This is a genomic window from Pseudomonas sp. SIMBA_068, assembly GCF_046534705.1.
Lineage (GTDB): Bacteria > Pseudomonadota > Gammaproteobacteria > Pseudomonadales > Pseudomonadaceae > Aquipseudomonas > Aquipseudomonas putida.
Map to the genome: position 1 here is coordinate 1 of NZ_JAWRYI010000345.1, position 281 is coordinate 281.

At 58.4% G+C, this 281-nt stretch carries 1 protein-coding gene; it reads left to right on the top strand.

The features are described from left to right. The coding region (locus tag SB756_RS29475; protein ID WP_410913098.1) for a hypothetical protein at positions 1 to 273 on the top strand (273 nt) is incomplete at its 5' end. Between the last annotated feature and the right edge of the window lie 8 nt (positions 274 to 281).

Consider the following 281-nt stretch of genomic DNA (forward strand, 5'->3'; position numbering starts at 1 on the left):
CGTCCATGGCAGGAGTCGGTGGTCTATGAACTGCACATCGGCACCTTTACGCCTGAGGGCACCTTCCGGGCGGCGATTGAGAAGCTGCCAACGCTGGCTGAAACCGGCATTACCATGATTGAAGTGCTGCCGGTGTCGCAGTTCGGCGGTAATCGCGGCCATATCAGTTTCTGCATCGAACAGGCCGATAACATCGGTATCGCCCCACTGGCGGGTTTCACCTGGCAGCGGCTCATACACCGGCGTGTCGTTGGTATCCTGAAAGGTCACTGAAACCGCAC